The sequence below is a fragment of the Alkalimonas sp. genome, assembly GCF_020831925.1.
Classification (GTDB): domain Bacteria; phylum Pseudomonadota; class Gammaproteobacteria; order Enterobacterales; family Alteromonadaceae; genus Alkalimonas.
The window spans coordinates 1-19,239 of the sequence record NZ_JAFIFQ010000036.1 but is presented as its reverse complement, the minus strand read 5'-3'; the positions used below and the strand labels follow the sequence as shown (position 1 = coordinate 19,239).

The 19,239-nt window shown below is 54.4% G+C and carries 18 protein-coding genes; 16 read left to right on the top strand and 2 right to left on the bottom strand.

Annotated elements, in window-relative coordinates:
* The first annotated feature begins 2 nt into the window (after positions 1-2).
* The 12 genes from gspD to JJU14_RS11645 all read left to right on the top strand — a co-directional run bounded on the left by gspD (position 3) and on the right by JJU14_RS11645 (position 11,535).
* A complete protein-coding gene (gspD, locus tag JJU14_RS11700) occupies positions 3-2,081 on the top strand; it encodes a type II secretion system secretin GspD (protein ID WP_228613765.1) in 2,079 nt (692 codons plus the stop codon).
* Between the two features lie 35 nt (positions 2,082-2,116).
* Positions 2,117-3,625, top strand: coding sequence for a type II secretion system ATPase GspE (gspE, locus tag JJU14_RS11695; protein ID WP_228613782.1), 1,509 nt, complete (start codon positions 2,117-2,119; stop codon positions 3,623-3,625).
* On the top strand, positions 3,625-4,845 hold the full coding sequence (gene gspF, locus JJU14_RS11690; protein ID WP_228613763.1) for a type II secretion system inner membrane protein GspF: 1,221 nt from the start codon (positions 3,625-3,627) through the stop codon (positions 4,843-4,845). The genes gspE and gspF overlap by 1 nt, the downstream gene beginning before the upstream one ends.
* Position 4,846: 1 nt before the next feature.
* A complete protein-coding gene (gene gspG / locus JJU14_RS11685) occupies positions 4,847-5,266 on the top strand; it encodes a type II secretion system major pseudopilin GspG (RefSeq protein WP_228613761.1) in 420 nt (139 codons plus the stop codon).
* Between the two features lie 14 nt (positions 5,267-5,280).
* Positions 5,281-5,871: a type II secretion system minor pseudopilin GspH gene (gene gspH / locus JJU14_RS11680; protein WP_228613759.1), complete on the top strand. Its 591-nt coding sequence runs from the start codon at positions 5,281-5,283 to the stop codon at positions 5,869-5,871.
* Positions 5,868-6,239 (top strand): type II secretion system minor pseudopilin GspI, encoded by a 372-nt coding sequence (gene gspI / locus JJU14_RS11675; protein ID WP_228613757.1) that lies wholly within the window; start codon positions 5,868-5,870, stop codon positions 6,237-6,239. Before gspH ends, gspI begins: the two co-directional genes overlap by 4 nt.
* Entirely contained in the window at positions 6,229-6,885 is a 657-nt protein-coding gene (gene gspJ / locus JJU14_RS11670; RefSeq protein ID WP_228613755.1) for a type II secretion system minor pseudopilin GspJ, read from the top strand. Before gspI ends, gspJ begins: the two co-directional genes overlap by 11 nt.
* The gene (gspK, locus tag JJU14_RS11665) at positions 6,882-7,874 is read left to right on the top strand and encodes a type II secretion system minor pseudopilin GspK (protein ID WP_228613753.1); all 993 of its coding nucleotides are present in this window, start codon (positions 6,882-6,884) and stop codon (positions 7,872-7,874) included. Before gspJ ends, gspK begins: the two co-directional genes overlap by 4 nt.
* Positions 7,871-9,061, top strand: a complete 1,191-nt coding sequence (gspL, locus tag JJU14_RS11660) for a type II secretion system protein GspL (RefSeq protein ID WP_228613751.1) — start codon at positions 7,871-7,873, stop codon at positions 9,059-9,061. The genes gspK and gspL overlap by 4 nt, the downstream gene beginning before the upstream one ends.
* Before the next feature lie 10 nt (positions 9,062-9,071).
* On the top strand, positions 9,072-9,554 hold the full coding sequence (locus JJU14_RS11655; protein ID WP_228613749.1) for a type II secretion system protein GspM: 483 nt from the start codon (positions 9,072-9,074) through the stop codon (positions 9,552-9,554).
* A gap of 4 nt (positions 9,555-9,558) precedes the next feature.
* Complete coding sequence (locus tag JJU14_RS11650; protein ID WP_228613747.1) at positions 9,559-10,302, top strand: type II secretion system protein N; 744 nt, start codon at positions 9,559-9,561, stop codon at positions 10,300-10,302.
* Positions 10,303-10,401: 99 nt separating this feature from the next.
* Complete coding sequence (locus JJU14_RS11645; protein ID WP_228613745.1) at positions 10,402-11,535, top strand: alanine--glyoxylate aminotransferase family protein; 1,134 nt, start codon at positions 10,402-10,404, stop codon at positions 11,533-11,535.
* Positions 11,536-11,569: 34 nt separating this feature from the next.
* Here JJU14_RS11645 and JJU14_RS11640 read toward each other — a convergent pair whose 3' ends face one another.
* A complete protein-coding gene (locus JJU14_RS11640) occupies positions 11,570-13,906 on the bottom strand; it encodes a TonB-dependent receptor (RefSeq protein WP_228613743.1) in 2,337 nt (778 codons plus the stop codon).
* 243 nt (positions 13,907-14,149) lie between these two features.
* Between JJU14_RS11640 and JJU14_RS11635 the strand changes: the two genes are divergently transcribed.
* The 4 genes from JJU14_RS11635 (at position 14,150) to JJU14_RS11620 (ending at position 17,902) form a co-directional block, all read left to right on the top strand.
* A complete protein-coding gene (locus tag JJU14_RS11635) occupies positions 14,150-15,415 on the top strand; it encodes a glycerophosphodiester phosphodiesterase family protein (RefSeq protein ID WP_228613741.1) in 1,266 nt (421 codons plus the stop codon).
* A 148-nt stretch (positions 15,416-15,563) separates the two neighbouring features.
* The gene (gene cysE, locus JJU14_RS11630) at positions 15,564-16,355 is read left to right on the top strand and encodes a serine O-acetyltransferase (RefSeq protein WP_228613739.1); all 792 of its coding nucleotides are present in this window, start codon (positions 15,564-15,566) and stop codon (positions 16,353-16,355) included.
* 165 nt (positions 16,356-16,520) lie between these two features.
* Complete coding sequence (locus tag JJU14_RS11625) at positions 16,521-17,309, top strand: putative porin (RefSeq protein ID WP_228613737.1); 789 nt, start codon at positions 16,521-16,523, stop codon at positions 17,307-17,309.
* 122 nt (positions 17,310-17,431) lie between these two features.
* Positions 17,432-17,902, top strand: coding sequence for a Dps family protein (locus JJU14_RS11620; RefSeq protein ID WP_228613735.1), 471 nt, complete (start codon positions 17,432-17,434; stop codon positions 17,900-17,902).
* A gap of 41 nt (positions 17,903-17,943) precedes the next feature.
* On the opposite strand, the gene JJU14_RS11615 is transcribed toward JJU14_RS11620, so the two are convergent.
* Positions 17,944-19,038 carry an MBL fold metallo-hydrolase gene (locus tag JJU14_RS11615; RefSeq protein WP_228613733.1) on the bottom strand — a complete coding sequence of 365 codons (1,095 nt, stop codon included), beginning with the start codon at positions 19,036-19,038 and terminating at the stop codon, positions 17,944-17,946.
* Positions 19,039-19,239: the final 201 nt, after the last annotated feature.

The window sequence follows — 19,239 nt, the reverse complement described above, 5'->3', positions numbered from 1 at the left end:
ACATGCAGTCAGGGTCTTTTGTCACGCGGCTTTGCCGCAAACTTGCCGTAGTCAGCCTGGCGGCTGCGCTTAGTTTTTCGGTGCACAGCAACGAAGAGGTGATGTACTCACCCAATTTCCGCGGTACCGACATCAATGAGTTCATCAATATTGTTGGCATGAATTTGGAGCGTACCATCATTGTTGAGCCGCAGGTGCGAGGACGGGTCAATGTCCGTAGCTACGAAATGCTCAATGCCGAGCAGTACTACCAGTTTTTCCTGAACGTGCTGGAAGTCTATGGTTTTGCTGTAGTGGAAATGGAAAGCGGCATTTTAAAAGTGGTGCGGGCCAAAGACGCCAAAACCTCCAATATCCCAGTGGTAAGTGATGAAAACCCGGGTGTTGGCGATGAAATGGTCACCCGGGTAGTGCAGGTGCGCAATGTCTCGGTTCGTGAATTGGCTCCTTTGCTGCGCCAGTTCAGCAATCAAGCCGGCAGCGGCCATGTGGTGAATTATGACCCATCCAATGTCATTATGATGACTGGCCCTGCGGCTGTAGTAAATCGTTTGGTGGATATTATTCAGCGGGTCGATCGGGCTGGCGATCAGGAAGTCGAAATCATCCGGCTTAACTATGGCTCAGCCAGCGAGATGGTGCGGGTGCTGGATAGCATTTACCGCTCCCAGGGCCGCGGCGAGCAGCCAGATTTCCTGATTCCGCGCATTGTCGCCGATGAGCGCACCAACAGTGTGGTGGTCAGCGGTGAGCCACAAGCGCGGCAGCGGGTAGTTGAGCTGGTGCGCCGATTGGACGCCGAGCTGGAAACCAGCGGCAATACCCGGGTATTTTATCTGAAGTATGCCAAAGCCGACGAGTTGGTACCGGTGTTGAAAAGTGTCGGTGAAAGCATCGCCAGCGAAGTGAGTAGCTCGCAACAGCAACAACCACAGGGGCGGCGCAGCCAGCAAGGGCGTGGTGTCAGCATCGAATCTCATGCCGATAGCAACTCAGTGATCATTACCGCCCAGCCAGACTTGCTACGTTCGCTGGAGGAAGTGATCCGCCAGCTGGATATCCGCCGGGCCCAGGTGTTGGTCGAGGCCATTATTGTCGAAGTATTCGATGGCACCGGTACCGATTTAGGCGTGCAGTGGATCAATGAGCATGGCGGGGGCACTAATTTCCGCACCGGAAATGTGGTCCCTATTGTTGATGTAGCCGCAGGGGCGGCAGTGGCTTCGCAAATTACCCGGGGCACTACAACCACAGTGCGCGATCCAACCACAGGTCAGCCAATTACCACAAGCACTCCTGACTCGAACCGTGACTATTCGTTACTGGCTCAGTCGTTGCAAGGTCTGAATGGTGCCATGCTAGGGGTGTATCGCGGCAACTGGGCGGCGTTGCTGCAGGCGGTGCGTACCAGTACCAACTCCAATATTTTGGCCACCCCCCATATCACTACCATGGATAACCAGGAAGCTTTCTTCCTGGTTGGGCAGGAGGTGCCGGTGATTACCGGTTCCACCGTCGGCTCGAACAACACCAACCCCTTCCAGCAGGTCAATCGGCAGGAAGTGGGCATTAAGCTGAAAGTGACGCCGCAAATCAACGAAGGCAATGCGGTGCAGCTGATGATTGAGCAAGAAGTATCCAGCATCGGCGGTGCTACCGCAGTCGATATCACCATCAACAAGCGGGAAATTCGTACCTCGGTAATGGCCGACGATGGCGCCGTGGTGGTACTGGGTGGCTTAATTGATGAAGATGTGCAGGAGAGTGTATCCAAGGTGCCACTGCTGGGCGATATCCCCATCCTGGGACATTTGTTTAAATCCACCAGCGTCAGCAAACGCAAGCGCAACCTGATGGTGTTTATCCGCGCCTCCATTGTACGGGATGGCGCCACCATGTCGGATATCAGCCAGCGCAAATACAACTACATTCGCGCCGAGCAAATGATCCGTGATGAGCGTGGTATTCCGCTGATGCCGCGTACACCGCAAGCCGTGTTGCCAGAGTGGGACGACAGCCTTATTTTGCCACCGAGCTTTAACGAATACCTGCAGCAACAGCAGAAAGGGAAGCGCGACTGATGAGTGAGCTGTTGTCTGCGGATGTGGATGCGCTGATGGATGAGGATCGGCTGGTGGAAGTGCAGCCGGTCAGCACCCGAATCCGTCTGCCTTTTGCCTTTGCCAAACGTCACTCGGTGTTGTTGCAGCAGTTGCCGGAAGGTTTTGTGCTGTCGGTACAGCCAGCCACCAAGCCCGAGGCGGTGCTTGAAGTCCGACGCATGCTCAGCGAACCATTTCGCATCCAGAAACTGGGTGCCATTGAATTTGAAAGCCTGCTCGAAGCCAGCTACCAGCGTGATTCTTCCGAAGCGCAGCAAATTATGCAGGACATCGGCAACGAGGTAAATCTGGCCTCGCTGGCAGAAGATATTCCGGAAAGCGAAGATCTGCTGGATAACGAAGACGATGCGCCCATTATCAAGCTGATCAATGCCATGCTGGGTGAAGCTATTAAGCTAGGCGCGTCCGATATCCATGTTGAAACCTTTGAGAAAGCCCTGGTGGTGCGGTTCCGGGTCGATGGGATTTTACGTGAAGTGCTGCGGCCAAACCGCAAGCTGTCCAGCCTGTTGGTGTCGCGTATAAAAGTGATGGCCAAGCTGGATATTGCCGAAAAACGGGTGCCGCAGGATGGCCGTATCAGCCTGAAAATTGCTGGCCGGGCTGTTGATGTGCGGGTGTCTACCATGCCATCCAGCCATGGTGAGCGGGTGGTGCTGCGTTTGCTGGATAAAAACACCTCCCATCTGAATCTGGCCGATTTGGGCATGACACCGGCCATACAAAAGCAGTTTTCCAAATTAATTTTAAAGCCACACGGCATTTTGTTGGTTACTGGCCCTACAGGTTCAGGTAAGAGTACGACTCTTTATGCCGGTCTGACGGAAATCAACACCAAGGATCGCAATATCCTGACGGTGGAAGACCCGATTGAATACGAGCTGGAAGGCATAGGCCAGACCCAGGTCAATACCAAGGTCAATATGACTTTTGCCCGCGGCCTGCGAGCAATCTTGCGGCAAGACCCGGATGTGGTGATGGTGGGTGAAATCCGCGATCTGGAAACGGCGCAAATTGCGGTACAGGCCAGCTTAACCGGCCATTTGGTGATGTCGACCTTGCACACCAATACCGCCGCAGGTGCCATCACCCGGCTGGAAGATATGGGCATAGAGCCCTTCTTGTTATCATCCAGTTTGTTAGGCGTCCTGGCGCAGCGGTTGGTGCGTACTTTGTGCCCGCACTGCAAAGAGGCGCATAGTCCGGATAAAGAAGAGCGCAAGCTGCTTGGGGTGGAGAAAAAAGACGAGGCCATTATCTACCGGGCCAAAGGTTGTGAACACTGCAACTTTACCGGCTACCGTGGCCGGACCGGCATTCATGAACTGCTGGTAATTGATGATCACAGCCGGGAAATGATCCACAACCGTGAAGGCGAACAGAGCATTGAGAAGTATATCCGGCCCAATTGCCCCAGCATTCGCCGCGATGGTTTTGACAAGGTACTGGCCGGTCAAACCACGCTGGAGGAAGTGCTGCGTGTGACCCGTGAGGATCTGTAGTGGCGGCTTTTACCTATCAGGCGCTGGATAACCGCGGCAAAAAAAGCAAAGGGGTGCTGGAAGCCGATAACGCCCGCCAGGCCCGGCAGTTACTGCGGGAGCGCAAGTTAACCCCGCTGGCGGTGGAACTGGCTTCGAAGCAGGAAAAATCGTCGGCCAGCAGCAAGAGCTGGTTTAAACGCTCCATTCCAACCGCCGATTTGGCGCTGATTACCCGGCAGCTGGCAACGCTGGTAGCAGCGGCATTGCCCATCGAAAATGCCTTATTGGCGGTAGCTGAGCAATGTGAAAAGCCGCGCCTGAAAAACATGCTGATGGGGGTACGTTCCAAGGTAGTGGAAGGCTACAGCCTGGCTGAGGGACTGGCCGAGTTTCCTCATGTGTTTGATCATCTGTACCGCTCCATGGTGGCAGCGGGTGAAAAATCCGGTCATTTGGATCAGGTACTAAACCGGCTGGCCGATTACACCGAGCAGCGTCAGCACATGCGCAATCAGATCCTGATGGCATCGATTTACCCGGTGGTGATGGTGCTGGTAGCGTTGGCAGTGATCGCTATCTTGCTGGTGGCGGTGGTGCCGCAAATTACCGAGCAATTCGAGCACATGGGCCAGCAGCTGCCATTGCTGACCCGTATTATGATTTCAGCCAGCGACTGGGTGCGGGATTACGGAATTTGGTTGTTGCTCGGGATATTACTGCTTGCCGTGATGGTCGAACGGTTATTGCGCCGGCCAGACATGCGTTATCGCTACGATCAGTTGATCCTGCGTAGTGCGCTGTTTGGCAAGGTGATCCGCAGCATCAATACGGCTCGTTTCGCCCGTACGCTGAGCATTTTGAATGCCAGTTCAGTGCCTTTGCTGGAAGCGATGCGGATCAGTGGCGATGTGCTCGGCAACAGCTTTATGAAGCAGGCGGTGGCGGATGCGACCTTGCGGGTGCGGGAAGGCAGTTCCTTGCGCAATGCGCTGGAGCAAACCAAGCTGTTTCCGCCGATGATGCTGCACATGATCGCCAGTGGCGAAAAAAGTGGTCAGCTCGATACCATGTTGATCCGCACGGCGGATACGCTGGATCGGGAATTTGAAATGACCATGACGGTGACGCTGGAAATTTTTAAACCTGTGGTGGTGATCACGCTTGCGGTGCTGGTGTTTTTAATTGTATTGGCAATTTTGCTGCCAATTTTAGAACTTAATCATATGGTAGGTGGGTAACATGAACAAACAACGGGGTTTTAGCTTACTGGAACTGATGGTGGTGATCGTGATTTTAGGCATCATCGCCAGTTTGGTGGTGCCCAATGTGATGGGCAATAAGGAAGAGGCCGATCGGCAAAAAGCCATCGTCGATATTCAGCAGCTGGAAAATGCATTGGATATGTACCGGCTGCGCAATGGTTTTTATCCAAGCAGCGAGCAAGGCTTACGTGCTTTGGTTGAGCCTGCCACTACAGAGCCGGTGCCTCGTTCTTTCCCGGAAGGTGGTTTTATTCGACGTTTGCCACGGGACCCCTGGGGCCAGGAGTATCAGTTGGCAAGCCCAGGCCAGTTTGGCCGCATTGATATCTTTAGCATGGGACCAGATGGTATTCCAGGGACTGATGATGATATCGGCAACTGGGATATCGATAAGTAAACCGCAGGCATCTGATGAAACAGCCACAGCAACATAGCCAGGGGTTTACTTTACTGGAAATCATCCTGGTGATTTTGTTGCTGGGGCTTTTGGTCAGTGCCGTGGTGGTCAATTTTTCCTGGGATAGCCGGGACGACAAACTGGAGCAGGAAGCCCGGCGCTTTCAGCAGCTGTTTCACTATGCCGCTGAGACCGCCCTGATGCGCCAGCAGGAATGGGGCGTGCAGATCAAGCCCAATGGCTATCAGTTTCTGGTCTATCGACCGGATGAAGATAGCTGGCAGCCCGCCGAGTCGCCGGCCAGTATGGGATGGCATGATGTTGCCAGCCATCAGCGCTTAAAGCTTGAGTTGGAAGGGCTGCCGTGGCAGGAAGACAGTATGCTCGGAGCACTCAACTGGCAGAACGAGCGGCTGGAGCATCTTGAAACCGATGACGAAGAAGAGGTAGTGCTGCCACATATCTTTATTCTGTCATCCGGTGAAATCACCCCTTTCGAGTTGTTGCTGCAGGATGAAAGCCAGCGGCCGTTTTGGTACGTGCAGCTGCGGGGCGAATTCAGCATTCCGCTTAAGCGCAGCTTGGTTGAGAGCACTCCACCATGATACGTCGTGGCTTTACCCTGATTGAAGTCTTGTTTGCGCTGGCCATTTTTGCCACTGCCGGCCTGGCAGTGATGCGCACCGTTACCGAACATATCCGGGCTGTATCCATGCTGGAGGATTTAACCTTTGCCAGTTATGTTGCCGCCAATCAACTGGTGCTGCTGCAACTGGAAACTGATTGGCCACCTGCGGAGCAAAGCCGTGGTGAGGTAGAGATGGCTAATCGCCTGTGGCAATGGCAGCAGCGGGTGAGCCGGGTCGAGGACGATGATTTACGTCAGGTCGAAGTAACTGTTGCACTGGCCGACCAGCCAGAGGATGTGTTGTACCGCTTAACAACCTTTGTCGGGCGGCCTCATGGCGGTTAGTAAACCGGACTGTAAGCAGGCTCGCTTCCCAGTTGGTGGCTTTACCTTTATTGAAATGTTGCTGGCGGTCGCTATTTTTGCCATGGTAGGGCTGGCTTCAGTCGCTGTACTTAGCAGCGTTACCACCGGCGATCGCTTGTCGCAACAAGCCGCCGAGCGGTTGCAGCAGGTGCAGTTTGCGTTGATGCTGCTGGAGCGTGATCTGATGCAAATCAGCAGCCGGCATATCCGGGTGCAGGGTGAAGCGCCGCGTAAGGAGCGTTTGTTAGGAGGCCGCTTTTTGCTGGAAAGCGAGGCCGATGCCATTGCCTTTACCCAGCATGGATGGCGCAATCCAGGTATGATTTTACCGCGCAGTGAATTGCAGGCGCTTGGTTACCGGCTGCAGGAAGAGCAATTGCAGCGCTTGTACACCTTGTATCCGGATGCAGTCACCGGTACCGAGCCCAGAGTGCAGGTGTTGCTGGAGGGTATTACTGAGTTGGAGATCCGCTACCTGGTTGGGGAGCGTTGGGAAGAACGCTGGGCCGATGCCTTATGGCCGGCGGCTGTACGGGTGCGGATTGAGCATTCGGAACTGGGTGAAATTGAGCGGGTGATCCTGTTGCCCGATGGCAATGTCCAGCCAGCGGAGAGCAACCGATGATGGCGCTACAGCGACAGCGAGGTGTTGCCCTGGTGATGGTGCTGATGATTGTCGCCATCGTGGTGGTGATAGCCGTGTCGATGAGTGGTCGCTTGCAACTGACTTTGCAGCGCCAGCAGAACCTGCAGCAACAGCAGCAAGCATTCTGGTATGCGATGGGGGCGGAAGCCTTTGCCCGTCAGATCCTGCGCCGCTCATTGCAAGGCCAGGAGACTAGCCATTTAGGACAGGACTGGGCACAGCTAGGGGCGCAATTTCCAGTACCGGATGGTACCATCAGTGGGGTTATTACCGATCTGCGCGGTTGCTTTAATCTAAACGCGCTCTATCAGCCGCCGGCACCGGCAGGCCAGGCACAGCCTGAAGCCACGGTGGAGCAGCAAAGCTTTCAGCGCTTGCTGGAGCTGGTCGCACTGGATTTATCGATGCCAGCCGAGTACCTGATGGCCCGAATAGCCGACTGGTTGGATGAAGATAGTTTGTTGCGTACAGCAGGCAGCGCCGAAGATGATGACTATGCGGCCTTGCCTTTTCCGTACTATACCGGCAATACCCTGATGGGCACGGTGACCGAACTTAGAGCCATTTTGGATGTGACGCCGGATGATTATAAATTGCTGGAACCCTATGTTTGTGTGATCCCGGATGACCAGCAGCTGCGCATCAATGCCAATACGCTGACCGAAGAAACGGCCGTTTTATTAAGCGCCATAGTGGCGGAGCTGGATCAGTCAGCTGCGCTCGAGGTAATCGCCAGCCGGCCAGACAATGGCTTTAGCAGCACTGAAGAGTTTTGGGGAACAGGCCCGTTGGCGGGGATCCAGGTCGAGGACAGTGTGAAAGAGTTAGTGACGGTAACGTCGGATTATTATCAATTAACAGCCCGTATTGGCTACCAGGAGACAGGCATGCAAATGCAATCCATCCTCAGAGTACAAGATGGTGAGCGGGTCACTGTGCTGGCCAGACGTTTTGGAGGTGCTGGGTGAGTGAACAATTGCTGATCCGCCTGGGCAGCCGGGCCGAGCAACCCATTAGCTGGCTGGTCTGGTCGAATACCGCGCAGGAGATCATTGCTTCCGGCGATTTGCCGTCGGCGTCTGCTCTGGAGCAACTGGCCGAACGGTTAGGGCAGCGGCCTGTGCTGGTGTTGGTGCCCGCAGCCGATGTGGTGTTAAAAGAGGTGGCGCTACCAGCCAAACCCAGCCGGCAAATTCTGCAGGCTTTGCCCTATATGCTGGAAGACGATGTTACAGAAGACATAGAACAGCTGTGGTTAGCACTGGGAGCCGTGCGCAAAGACGAAGAGAAGTATCTGCAGCAAGTGGCGCTGTGCAAAAAAGCACAGCTCGAGCAATGGCTGAGCTGGTTAACCGAGGCTGGCTTTCAGCCCCGTCAGTTGGTACCGGACGCGTTGTTGCTGCCAACCGAGTCGTTGCCCGCAGCGATTGAACTGAATGGCAGCTGGTTGTTGCGCCAGGGCGATTGGCAGGCAACCAGCATCGAACAGGACTGGTGGCCGGATTATCTGAAGTTGGCCGCTTTGCCTGAGATCACCAGCTACAGCCCCTGGCCAGGCTTCATTGCTCAGCCGCACCAGCTGGCGGAGCCCGAGTTACCGCTGGCGCTGCTGGCGCGCCAGGCTCAGCAACCTGCTTTGAACCTGTTGCAGGGGGAATACGCCCCGAAGCGCGCTGTGAATAAAAGCTGGCAGCTTTGGCAGCCAGCGGCGGTATTGGCGGGAGTATGCCTGACGCTCTATCTAACCTTAACTGCGGTAGAAGGCTGGCGCTATGGCCAGCAGGCCAGAGCCTTACAGCAGCAAGCGGTGCAGACCTATCAAGCGGCTTTTCCCGGTGAGTCGGTGGTGAATTTACGGGCACTGGTGCAGCGCAAACTGCAGCAAGCCGGTTTGTCACAGCAAGAGCAACATTTTTTAGCCCTGTTGCTCGATTTACAAAACAACCTGGCCAGCGTGACGGATATGCAACTGGAGAATTTGCGCTTTGATGCCAGGCGCACCGAGCTGCGCTTTCAGGCCAAGGCCGATGGCTTTCAAAGTTTTGAACGGCTGAAAAATCAGCTGGAACAAGCCGGTTATCAGGTGGATCAGGGGGCCCTGAGCAACGATGGCAGCAAGGTGCAAGGTACCGTCAGTATGAGAAAGGCAGCATGAGGACAGCAGCATGAAACAGCAACTGGAGCAGCAATTCCAGCAGTGGTGGGGGGGACTGCAACAACGCGAGCAGCATTTAGTACTGATCTGTGCCATCGCTTTGCTGGTATTTGTCTTTTATTACCTGATCTGGCAGCCGGTGCATCAAAGCAAGGCGCGCAATCAACAGGCGTTGCAGCAAGCCGAGCAGCAATTGGACTGGTTGAACTCAGTTTTGCCACAGTTGCAACAGGCCGGTAGCTCGGTTGAGCGCAGCTCCGGCAGCTTGTCGCAGGTACTCACCACCAGTGCCCGCCAGCATGGTATCCGCGTGAGCCGAATGCAGCCACAAAATCAGCAAATGCAGCTGGTGCTGGATGATGTTCGTTTCGAGCAACTGGTCAGCTGGTTGCATGCACTGCATTACCAGCATGGCCTGCAACTGGTGAGTCTGGATGTCAGTGCGGCCAATCAGCCTGGCATTGTACAGGTGCGTCGGATTTTGGTTGAATAAGCGTATGTCGATAAAAAAACTTGTGGTCCTGGGGGGCGTTAGCTATCTGTTCTGTTTACTGGTATTAACCCCGGCCAGTTGGTGGCTGAAACTGGCGCCGTTGCCAGCTGATGTGCGGCTTGGTCAGGTGCACGGCACCCTATGGCAGGGCCGTATTCAGGCGCTGTCGTATCAAAGTCTGGAGCTGCGACAGCTGCAGTGGCAGTTAAGTCCCTGGCGCTTACTGACCGGCACGCTGGCGGTGCAATTGCAAGCCGGTGAGCTGTCGGAGATGGAGCAGGCCTACGTAAACGGCCAGTTGCGTTATGGTTTCAGCGGCTTGCAGTTACAAGACACTTTGGTGCGCTATCCTGTGCGGGATATCGCCCCTTTGTTGCGTCTGCCGTTGCCGGTTGGCGCCGATGGTACCCTGATGCTGGATATTGATGTTTACCAGCAAGGTGCTCCCTGGTGCAAAACGCTACAAGGCCAGGCCAGCTGGCAACAAGCGCGGTTGCAACCTCCGACGGGTTGGATTGATTTGCAGCATATTTTTGCCAGCCTGGCCTGCGACGAAGGTGAGCTGGTGCTGATCACCGATGGCCAGAACCCATTAGGGCTGGATGTCACCGCTCGTTTGCAGGCGGCAGGGCGTTTCTCGGTCGATGGGACCTTAAAACCCGATGCCTCGATGCCTGAAGAAGTCCACCAGGCCATGCAGTTTGTCGGCGCACCCAATGCAGAAGGGCGCTTTCGGATCCGGTTTTAGTATTTTAGCAATGAATGCCCGGTATTGATCGCAATCAGCAGCGAAATGGGGCTGTTTTTGCTAGGGTAAGGGTTTTCTGCTTGCGTCAAGGAGAACCCGATGATCCCAGCCCCTGAGTACCCGCCTTTTTATCCGCCGCGCCGCATTCTGATGGGGCCGGGGCCATCCGATGTCTATCCTGAAGTACTGGCTGCTCAGGCCAAACCGACACTGGGCCATCTGGACCCTTTGTTTATCGGCATGATGGATGAGCTGCGCAGCTTGTTGCAGTATGCTTTTCAAACCGAAAACCTGATGACACTGGCGGTATCTGCCCCGGGCTCGGCCGGGATGGAAACCTGTTTCGTCAATCTGCTGGAGCCTGGCGATACCGTACTGGTGTGCCGCAATGGTGTCTTTGGTGAGCGGATGCGGCAGAATGTTGAGCGCTGCGGCGCTACTGCCATAGTGCTGGACTTTCCCTGGGGTGAGCCGGTCAACCCGGCGCAGGTTGAAGCTGCGCTTAAAGCGCATCCGGAAGTGCATTTTCTGGCCTTTGTCCATGCCGAAACCTCAACCGGTGCGCTGTCGGATGCACAGGCTCTGTGTGCTTTGGCGCAGCGGTATGATTGTTTGTCCATTGTCGATGCGGTCACTTCCTTAGGTGGGGTAGAGCTTTTGGTAGATGCCTGGGGCATCGATGCCATTTATTCCGGCAGCCAGAAGTGTTTATCCTGTGTGCCGGGTTTATCGCCGGTGTCTTTTTCCCCACGGGCAGTAGCGCGAATGCAAAATCGCTCGCGGCCGGTGCAAAGCTGGTTTTTGGATCAAAGCCTGGTGATGGGCTACTGGAGCGGGGAGGGCAAGCGCAGCTACCATCACACCGCCCCGGTCAATGCCCTCTATGCCTTGCATGAAAGCCTGCGTCTGCTCGCCAAAGAAGGGCTGGAGCAGGCCTGGCAGCGCCATGCCGTTATGCATCAGGAGCTCAAAGCTGGCCTGGAAGCTTTGGGGCTAAGCTTTGTGGTGGATGAGGCCCATCGCTTGCCACAGCTGAACTCAATCTGGATCCCGGCCGGTGTCAATGACGCCGAGGTGCGTAGCCGCTTATTGCAGGATTACAATCTGGAAATTGGCGCAGGCCTCGGCGATTTAGCCGGCAAAGCCTGGCGCATCGGTCTGATGGGTTATGGTGCCCGGCGGGAGAATATTGCGCTTTGTCTGAAAGCACTGGAGCAGGTACTGACTCGTTAAAAAAGCCCCTGCGCCAAAGCGCAGGGGCTTTTTGTCAGAAGCTTAAACTAACGGTAAAGCTGGCGGTTCGGCCAGCGCCAATCAGGTAGGCGCCTTCACTGCCTCCGGTGATGTAGCTTTTGTCGGTCAGGTTGTTCAGCACAAAAGCCAGATCAACACTGTTAAACAAGCCGTTGTTGCCAAGCGACTTTTCATAACCCAGGTAAGCATTGTAAATGGTGTGGCCGGAAATGCGGTCGCGGTTCCATACCTCATTGCCAGTAGCTGTAAAGCTGTGCTTAGCGGCGCCATAGTAGCTGCCGGTGTACTTGCCGCTAAAGCCTGCCCGGTAGTTGCCATCGTGATAGTTGAGCGCCACAGACAGCATCTGCTCTGGAATACCGGCAATCTTGTCGCCTTGGCGATAATCCTGCACCAGCACCGGCTCACCGGCTGGATTGACTTTACTGGTCAGCACATCTTCCGAGTACTCGGCTGTGTTTAATGTCAGCGAACTGGTCAAGCTCAGGTTCTGGCTTAAGCGCCAGCTCAGGCTGCTTTCCAGGCCGCGGGCACGGACACCACCGACGTTGTCAAAATTGCCATCCCCGGCTGCCAGGTAGTTCGGTGTGCCATCTGCTGCCGTTGCGTAGCGCAGTAATACCACCCGATCGTTAAAGCGCACATTGTACAGCGCGGTAGACAAACTGATGCGATCACCAAAATAGCGCACCCCTAAATCCATATTGGTGGCGGTTTCCGGGCGCAAGTTGCCAAGAGCCTCGGCTTTTTGACTTTCCAGAATACTGTCGGCAATGGCTTTGAAGTTTTCCGAGTAACCGGCGAATACTTCCAGTCGATCCGTCAGGCCATACACCAAACCAGCACTTGGTAGCCAGGATGAGTTGCTGCTGATGCTGTCTTTGCCTAAGCCGTTCAGGTTGTCGGTGCGGCTGATATCCACCAGGTATTTTTGCAAGCCCACTGTTAGCTGTAAATCGCCAAAGGTCATGTGATCCTGCAGGTAAAACTTGGCAACCTGATGACGGTAATCGTCATCAAAGTGCACCCAGTAAGGGTTTTCGTCGAAGTGGTGGTAGACCTGTGGATCGATCACCGCATGCCAGTCACGGGTTTGATTACGCTGCTGCGACTCCAGCCAAAGGCCAGTCCGCAGACGATGGGTACCGAGTTCCCAGCTCAGGTTGGCAGTGGCGCCATAACGGGTTTTGTCGTAGTGGGTATGGCGGTACGACGACACCCGCTTGGCGCCTGGTTGGTCGTTGTTGCCATCCAGAATCGGATTACCAGCACTGTCGACATGGGTATAGGTGGTGCGGCTGGCACCACTGCCGCGTGCAATGCGATTGCCATTGGCATCGGCGGCAAACACCTGATAAGGCGGCAGCCAGTCGCCACGACCATTTTGCAGGTGCAGGTAAGGGGTAATATCCAGCTCCAGTGCATCGGTTAAATAAAATTCGCCTTTGACATAGAAGAGCGTATTTTCCCGCAGGGTGGACCAGGCTTCGGCAAAGTTTTGGTCGATATCCGGATCGCCGGTCCAGACATTGGTCAGGCCATCCCAGCGTGGAGTTTGTTTAAAATGCGCCAGCGACACCGGCTGATAATTGTCTTCGTGGGCGTCGTTGTAGGACAAGCGAGTGGTAAAGCGACAGTCGGCAAGCTCGGTGACACTTTTAAATTCGACATGCAGTCGGTCGGCATGGCCGTTGCTACCGGTCAGCATCCAGCGGTTGTTAAAGCTGTCGGAGACACTGAAATAGGCGCTGGTGTGGCCAAAGAGTTCGCCGGTATCAAAGCGCGCATAGTAACGACGCGCGTTGTGGCTGCCGGTGGTGTAAGCGAAGCGGGCACCACGCTCCAGCTCCGGGTTGTCGGAAACAAAGTTGATGGTGCCACCCAGTGCATCCAGTGACGCAGAAGCAATATCGGCACTGCCCTGGCCTACTTCGACAAAACGGGTATTTTCAATATCAAGAAAGCGGTTGGCCTTGCTGCCACCGGCATAGGCCGAGCCACCATTCGGGATACCATCGATGGTGATACCAAGCTGCTGATCGGCGCGATCTATCACAAAACCACGCATGCTGATGGTGGTGGTGTAATCATCACTGCCAAAGGCATCGCCCTGGCCAACATTGATGCCCGGCAGATGATCAATCAAGTCCATCACATTGCCAATCGGCGCCTGTTGGTTTTTCATGCTGTCATCGGTACTGTTGTTGGCGTAACTAACCCGCTTGCCCAATACCGAAATGACTTCCATTGCTTTATCTTGCTCTGTTTGCTGCAATTCACCGGCATAAGCGTTGGCCGATAAAGCGGCGATAATCGCCAGGCTAAGGCGTTTGGTTTTAAAATACTGCACAGGTCTCTCCGTCAGCTGATGTTTGTGGTTTTGGTTGTCTCGTGGTCGGATCAGATCCCGACGGCGGGAAAGTATGGCCGGATAAAATGACGGTTTTGTGAATGCTTGGATTTTATTTTTACGTTAGATTATCATGAAATGTTATAATGTAACTTATGTCATCTGGCTGTCATCTGGCTGTCATCTGGCTGTCATCCTATTTTGTCAGACTGCGCCATTTAACCTGAAGTAGAGGAAGTCATCATGGGCAGACCATGGGATCTTGGGTTGAGTCTGGGGCTGATGCTTTGCTTGCTCACCGCCTGTCAGCAGCCGGCAGGTCAGCAAGCAGAAGGCCTGCAAGAGCATGGCGCTTTGACAAGTGTTGAGCTTGGGCCTCGGCCGGCTTACCTGGTGGCGCAGTTGCCTGAAGGGGAGTTAAAACAACAGTTGCAACACTGTCAGGGACCTTTTCAACCGCATGATTTTTCCATAGGTCATCGTGGTGCGCCACTGATGTTTCCGGAGCATACCGAGGCTTCCTTTAAGGCGGCTGCCCAGATGGGCGCCGGCATTTTAGAATGCGATGTTACCTTTACCCGCGATCGTCAGCTGGTCTGCCGCCATGCCCAGTGCGATCTGCATCAAACCACCGATATTTTGTTGCGTCCGGAGCTGGCAGCGCGTTGCAGTGAACCTTTCACACCCGCTGATCCGCTCACGGGACAGCCTGCCAGTGCCCGTTGTTGCACCAGCGATATTGATTTGACCGAGTTTTTAAGCCTGTGCGGCAAAATGGATGGAGTGAACCCTGCCGCCAGAACAGTGCAGCAGTATCTGCAAGGCACACCGGACTGGCGCACGGATTTGTACGCAGGCTCTTGCCCAGCCGTACTGTCGCATCAGCAAAGCATTGCTTTATTTCAGCAGCTGGGCCGTAAAATGACGCCCGAACTTAAAGCGCCCGAAGTGCCGATGCCGTTTCAGGGCCAGTATAGTCAGCAGCAGTATGCCCAGCAGTTGGTGGAAGAATACAAAGCCGCTGGCGTAGCGCCTGAGCAGGTGTTTTTGCAGTCGTTCGACTGGCAGGACATTTTGTACTGGCTGCAGGCCGAACCGGACTATGCAAGGCAAGCGGTCTGGCTGGATGGCCGCTACGAGGAACCAGCTTTTGACCCAATGCAACCAAGCAGCTGGTCGCCGACGATGGCTGAGCTAAAAGCTGCCGGCCTGAATATCATTGCTCCACCGCTTTGGGTGCTGGTGACCAATCAAGAAGGGCAAATTCGGCCTTCGGCCTACGCCAAAGCCGCACGTGCAGCCGGGATTGAGATCATCAGCTGGACGCTGGAGCGCTCTGGTCGGCTGGACGAAGGCGGCGGCTGGTACTATCAGAGCATTGCTGAGCTGACCACCGATGACAGCGTCGCCCTGCAGTTACTGCATGTGCTGGCTCAGGATGTGGGTGTGATTGGCGTGTTCTCTGATTGGCCTGCCACCACCACGCTTTATGCCAATTGCATGTTATAGGGTTTTTAACTGGACAAATAGCTAGATGGCTGGATGTCTTTTTTACCCCTGATCCATTGCCAGTTTGGCGTGGATCCGTTATCGTATCTACCTCTTAAAGCGCCGCCAGACAGGCCTGGCAGCGGATGCAACACAGTGAGGCAAGTGCATGCGGCATGAAATCTGGCAACAGTTAAAACAGGAAGCCTTCGAGCTGGTGACCAAAGAGCCCCTGCTCGCCAGCCATGTCTATTCCAGTGTGCTGAACCACGATTGTCTGGGTTCGGCCCTTAGCTTTATCGTCGCCAACAAACTCTCTGATGCGGTGGTCTCAGCCTTTACCATTCGTGAGCTGTTTGATCAGGCCTTTGTCAATTGCGATGAAATGCTGACTCATGTCGCCCATGATATCAAAGCGGTGCTGGATCGCGATCCGGCAGCCGATACCTATCTGAACGTATTGCTGCATCTCAAAGGCTTCCACGCCATTCAAACCCACCGGTTGGCCCATTGCTTATGGCGACAAAATCGCAAGGAGCTGGCGCGTTTTCTGCAAAGCCGCTGCTCAGAAGTATTCGGGGTAGATATTCACCCGGCCTGTCAGATAGGCCATGGCCTGATGTTTGACCATGCTACCGGCATTGTGGTCGGCGAGACGGCAGAAATTGGCAACAATGTGTCGATTTTGCAGGGCGTGACTTTAGGTGGCACCGGTAATCAGCAAGGTGATCGCCACCCGAAAATCCGCTCCGGCGTGATGATTGGTGCTGGCGCCAAGATTCTTGGCAACATCGAAATCGGTGAAGGCGCCCGTATCGGTGCCGGCTCTGTGGTGCTGAATGCTGTACCAGCCCATACTACGGCTGTGGGTGTGCCGGCCAAAATCATTGGCAGCAGCTGCGAATGCCCGGCCGAGTCGATGGATCAGAACTTTTTGCAAAGCACTGCCGCTTCAGACTGAGCATAGAAATACACTAGCCAGACTGATGGCTTAGTATCGATGATGGATGCATGGATTGCTGATGTGACAAATTAACAATAAAATGCGCTTTTCTATTCATGTTCCGTTCACTTTGGCTGATTTAGTTTACAACCTAATTTTTTTATAAAAATCCTAAGGTTATTAATGAAAACGACATTTGCCAGCTTGTCGCTGCTGTGCTGTGCCTCGCTGATGGCTGAGCCATTTACTTCTGAACTGAGCCTGGACCGGTTTGATACCAACTACGATGTATTCACCAGCCATACGCTCGGTTATCGTTATTTTGTACCCGGCGCTGAACGACAGCAGCCTTTGCCTTACGCTGCGTACACAACTTTTGCCGGTCGCAGCTCCGTATCAGCGAATTATATGGTGACCGACTTTTCCTGGCGGTATTTCGGTTTGGATTACTCAGAGCGTTTTAAAGCCTGGCAAGTGGGTGGCATATACCAATCCAATGAGCACAACCTTTATGCCTCCTTGCAGCACAGTCAGATGATTTCCGGGTCGGGCAATCGGACGCAGGGCAAGCTGGGGTATTATGTGCAGGATAATTGGTTGGTGACAGTCGACGTCGAGCATGAAAAATTTTCCGGTGGCAGCAACTACTGGCACACAGGCATTAGCACTGAGAAGCTTTGGGCGCTGCACAATGGTCATTTTATCGGTTTTGATTTTGGCTACCTAAGAGCCAGAGGGCCGCGCCGTGATGGTTGGGATTTAGGTGTAGACTATTACATTGGGAAGCCATTGTCATTTGGAGTCTTTGCCACTCGAGACCGGGAGAGCCATTATCTGGTCAGCACCAATCGGCTAGGGGTTCGTTCGCAGTGGTTTATTACGCCGAGTATTCAATTGCGGGGCAGTCTGTCCTTGGAAGATAAATCAGATTCTGAGTATGCTTGGGATCTGGGTGTCAGCTGGCGTTTTTAATGGCCTTTTAACCGCAGCTATGACTTGGGTCATAGCCTAAGGCGTGTTGAAATGCTAGGCTAACTGAGAGTTGGTGCCGCCTTCGTGGCGGCATGCAAAGCACACAACCTGAGGAGCCAATGATGACACAAATGGATATCGGTATTACCAAAGCAAATCGTGAGACCATTGCAGAAAGCCTGAAACACTTGCTGGCGGATACCTACACCCTCTACCTGCAAACCCATAATTTCCACTGGAATGTCACAGGCCCGCAGTTTCGTGAACTGCATTTGATGTTTGAAGAGCATTACACCGAGCTGGCTGTGGCGGTGGATGATATCGCCGAGCGTATTCGCACGCTGGATGTGGCAGCGCCGGGCACTTACAAAGAGTTCGTTCGTTTAAGCAACATCAAAGAAGTGGACGGCGTGCCGGCGGCAAAAGACATGGTCGATTTGCTGACACAGGGCCATGAGACCATCGTACGGACCTGCCGTGAGGTGCTGAAACATGCCCAGGCCGGTGATGATGAGTCGACATCGGCACTGGCTTCCGATCGGATGCGGGTGCATGAAAAAACCGCCTGGATGCTGCGGGTACTGAATAAGTAAGTTTGCTTAGCGATAGCCCGGCTTTTTATGCCGGGCTTCTTTTAAAGGACCACTTCCTCACCTTCATTTAAAATATACAGCGGTACCTGGCTTTGCATCTGCTGCTGCATATGCAGCAAGCGCAGCAGCGGTGAGTGTGAGCTGTGATCGCCCATCTGCCAGCTGGCATTGCCGTAGCCCCAGGGGATCATCACCTTGCAACCGAGTTCATCGGCCGCCACCAGTGCATCTTCCGGTGTGGTGTGAACATAGCGGTACCAGTCGCTGTACTCCTCGTGATGGTAAGAGGCAATCGGCAGCAGGCAAATATCAATATCGCCGTAACGTTGCTGAATATCGCTAAAATGCTCTGAATAGCCGGTATCGCCGGCAAAAAACAAAGTATTCCCTTGATGCTCAATGACCCAGCCACCCCACTTGGCACGTTCATCATCATTAAAGAGTTTACGGCTGTTAAAGTGATGCGCCGGCACCAGGTGCACCGTCAGTTCACCCAGTTCACTGCTGCTGTACCAGGCCTTTTCCAGCACCTGATAACCGCCTTTTGGCATGTAATCGGCCATACCCAGTGGCACATAGTAAAGCGCTTCGGTACCGATTTGGCGGATGGTGGCGTGGCTGAAATGATCGTAATGCAGGTGCGAGTAAAGCACCGCATCACTGGCAGCCAACTGCTCCCGGGGCAAACCTGCCGGCATCGGGCGGCGCAGGCCGATTAAATGCGCTGCCCAGCTAACCGGCCGGTCAAACTGGCCCATCACAGGATCAAACAGCAGTTGCTGGCCATCCGGGGTTTTCACTAAGAAGCTGGCATGGCCTATCCAATGCACCAGAAAGCCGCTGCCAAGCTCAGGCGCATTTTGTTCACCAGTAAACTGGCAATCCTGGCCATGGCTTTTGCAGGCGACCGCCGGGTGCGGCGGATAGCAGTCGCCTTCACAGGTGACTGGGTACTGACGCTCACCCAAAGGGGTGCGATACAGATTGCGGTAACGCCAGCTGTTAAAGTTTCCCGGTACCTGCATGATCACGGCTTGATCGCTGATCAGTTGCTGCACGCTGTTGGGGGTGCTGCAGGCCTGAAGCAGCAGGACGCTGCCAAGCAGTAACCCCAGTGAACAAAGTGTCAGTTTCATCCATCGCCCTTTGAAGTTCTTTTTCATATGGGTATAGGTTCCGTTTAGTACTGTCGCAGTACCATGGCGGGTTTACGCCCTGCGACAGGCGGGTCAAAGAAGACTTATCTCACATATACGTCATGCGTCGGATTTTGTGGTCTTCGAGGGTGTAGATCACTGTGGCGCGCTGTGTCATTTCTGAGCCTTGCATGGTGAAGC